Raw genomic sequence first — 2,866 nt, 5'->3', positions numbered from 1 at the left:
TTATCGCTCTCACCTATAATTCGAGGCAGTAATGCACCTAAGAAAGGGGTTTGCACATGGCAATCAAGGTTGGCATCAACGGCTTTGGCCGTATCGGTCGTCTCGTCTATCGCGCGATGGCGAACGATCCCGAGCTCGATGTTGTTGCGGTTAACGACCTGGGCGACATTCCCACGATGGCCCATTTGCTGAAATACGATTCCGTCCACGGCCGCGCATTCGACACGGTCGAGGTTACCGAAGACGGCTTTGTGGCCGACGGCCATGCCACCAAGGTGCTCTGCGAGCGCGATCCCGAGAACCTGCCCTGGGGCGAGCTCGGCGTCGACGTCGTTATTGAATCCACCGGCATCTTCAAGACGGGTGAACTTGCTTCCAAGCATATCAACGCTGGTGCCAAGAAGGTCGTCATCACGTGCCCGGCCAAGGGCGAAGACATCACCATCGTCATGGGCGTGAACGACGGCGATTACGACAAGGAAGCGCACAACATCATTTCCAACGCTTCGTGCACCACGAACTGTTTGGCTCCCGTTGCCAAGGTGCTGCTCGAGAACTTCGGCATTGAGCGCGGCTACATGAATACCATTCATAGCTACACCAACGACCAGAAGATCCTCGACCTTCCGCATAAGGACCTTCGTCGTGCCCGCGCTGCCCAGCTGTCCATGATTCCGACCACCACGGGCGCCGCTCGTGCCGTCGCTCTGGTTCTCCCTGAGCTCAAGGGCAAGCTCGACGGCTTCGCGACCCGCGTTCCCACCCCTGACGGATCCATGGTCGATCTCACCGTGCAGCTTTCTCGCAAGGTAACCAAGGAAGAAATCAACGCCGCCATGAAAGCTGCCGCCGAAGGCCCGCTCAAGGGTATTCTCGCCTACACCGAAGACCCCATCGTTTCGGTCGACATCGTGGGCGACGACCATTCTTCTATCTTCGATTCGGGCCTCACCATGGTCATGGGCGACGATTCTGACCTGGTCAAGATCGTTTCCTGGTACGACAATGAGTGGGGTTATTCCAACCGCGTGAAAGACCTGGCCAAGATTCTTCTTTAGGCTATTGGGAAAAGGCCGGACTTGTTTCCGGCCTTTTTTGTTTGTATGACCAGCCCGGTTTCGCTCGGACGAAGGCTTCCGCGGAAGACGCGTTCGGCTACTGCTCGCCTCGCTCGCTTCGCGCCTCACTCCTTCGCTTCGTTTTAATATGAAGAACTCGTTTGAAGCTCAGAGGTCTTCCGCAGAAGCCTCCGCCCGAGCGAAACCTCCGTTTATTAACCTGTTTTATGCTCGGAGCATTTAACAGGTTCCATGTATCGAAATTGACTGATGAGGAGTTTCCTTATGGCCGACATCAAGACTATCGAGGGCGTTGACGTCGCTGGCAAGCGCGTGCTCGTGCGCGTCGATTTCAACGTGCCCATCAAAGACGGCGTCGTGACCGACGACACGCGCATTCGCGCGGCGCTGCCGACTATCGAATACCTCGTAAAGGGCGGCGCGAAAGTCGTGCTCATGAGTCACTTGGGCCGTCCGGAGGGCGAGGGCTTTGAGGAAAAGTTCACGCTTGCGCCTGCCGCTGCTCGTTTGGGCGAGCTCATCGATGCCCCTGTCGCCTTCGCCGCCGATACCGTGGGCGATGACGCCAAGGCGAAGATCGCGGCGCTTTCCGACGGCGAAATTGTTGTGCTTGAAAATCTCCGCTTCGACAAGCGCGAGAAGAAAAACGATCCCGAGTTCTGCAAGATGCTTGCTGAGCTGGGCGATGTGTATGTGAATGACGCGTTCGGCACCGCCCACCGCGCTCATGCTTCCACGGCCGGCGTTGCTGCATTGCTTCCTGCATACGCGGGCTTCCTGCTGGCTGGTGAAGTGAAGACGCTTGGCGGCATGCTCGACGACCCCAAGCGTCCGTTCGTTGCGATCCTTGGCGGCTCGAAGGTATCCGATAAGGTCGGCGTTATCGACGCTCTTATCGACAAAGCCGACACCATCATCATCGGTGGCGGCATGTGCTTTACCTTCCTGCTTGCTCAGGGTTATGAGGTTGGCACGTCTCTCAAAGAAGAAGATTGGGTCGAGCGCGCTGGCGAGATGCTCAAGAAGGCTGAAGAGCGCGGCGTGAAGATGCTGCTCCCGACCGATGTGGTTGTTGCCGATAAATTTGCCGAAGACGCGAATACCGCGAGCTGCGCGGCCGATGCGATGCCGTCCGACATGATGGGCCTCGACATTGGCCCCGAAACCGAAGCCGCCTATGCTGCCGCTATCGCTGAAGGCAAAACGGTGTTTTGGAACGGCCCTATGGGCGTGTTCGAGATGAAGGCGTTCGAGCATGGCACGAAGGCTGTGGCCGAAGCGGTTGCCGCTAACAAAGAAGCCGCGACCATCATCGGTGGTGGCGATTCCGTGGCTGCTGTGAATAAGTTCGACCTCGCCAGTGAGATGACGTTTATCTCCACGGGCGGTGGCGCATCCATGGAGCTCGTTGAGGGCAAGCCGCTTCCCGGCGTCGAAGCGTTACGATAACCCTACCGAGGGTCTCGGTGTGCACCTGGTGGCGGCGCGATACCTGAGCTCGCGCGAACAGCCCACTGGGCTGTTCGGCTCGTGCGGACGGCCGTCACCAGCCGCACGCCGAGACCCAAGGCATGTCCAAAAGCGTCTGCGATTCAACGAAAGGAATCCTATGTCTCGCAAGCCTTTAATTGCCGGCAACTGGAAAATGAATAAGACGCCTGCCGAGAGCGTGGTGCTTTCCCAAGGCATTTCCAATCGCTATTCTCGCAAGTGGAACAAGGTTGACGTGGTGTTGTGCCCGCCGACAATTGATTTGCGCTCGGTGTTCACGGTGCTCGATTTCGACA

General features: G+C 57.7%; 3 protein-coding genes. All 3 read left to right on the top strand.

Annotated elements, in window-relative coordinates; translation table 11 throughout:
* The first annotated feature begins 56 nt into the window (after window positions 1-56).
* Window positions 57-1,058 (top strand): type I glyceraldehyde-3-phosphate dehydrogenase, encoded by a 1,002-nt coding sequence (gap, locus tag ACWI8T_RS09260; RefSeq protein ID WP_281669010.1) that lies wholly within the window; start codon window positions 57-59, stop codon window positions 1,056-1,058.
* A 285-nt stretch (window positions 1,059-1,343) separates the two neighbouring features.
* Window positions 1,344-2,528 (top strand): phosphoglycerate kinase, encoded by a 1,185-nt coding sequence (locus ACWI8T_RS09255; RefSeq protein WP_419073385.1) that lies wholly within the window; start codon window positions 1,344-1,346, stop codon window positions 2,526-2,528.
* A gap of 160 nt (window positions 2,529-2,688) precedes the next feature.
* Window positions 2,689-2,866, top strand: a 178-nt coding sequence (locus tag ACWI8T_RS09250) for a triose-phosphate isomerase (protein WP_449138730.1), incomplete at its 3' end; no start/stop codon positions are given.

The sequence above is a fragment of the Slackia sp. genome, from assembly GCF_977041755.1.
Note: the sequence above shows the minus strand (reverse complement) of the source record. Positions and strands in the feature narration are given on the sequence as shown.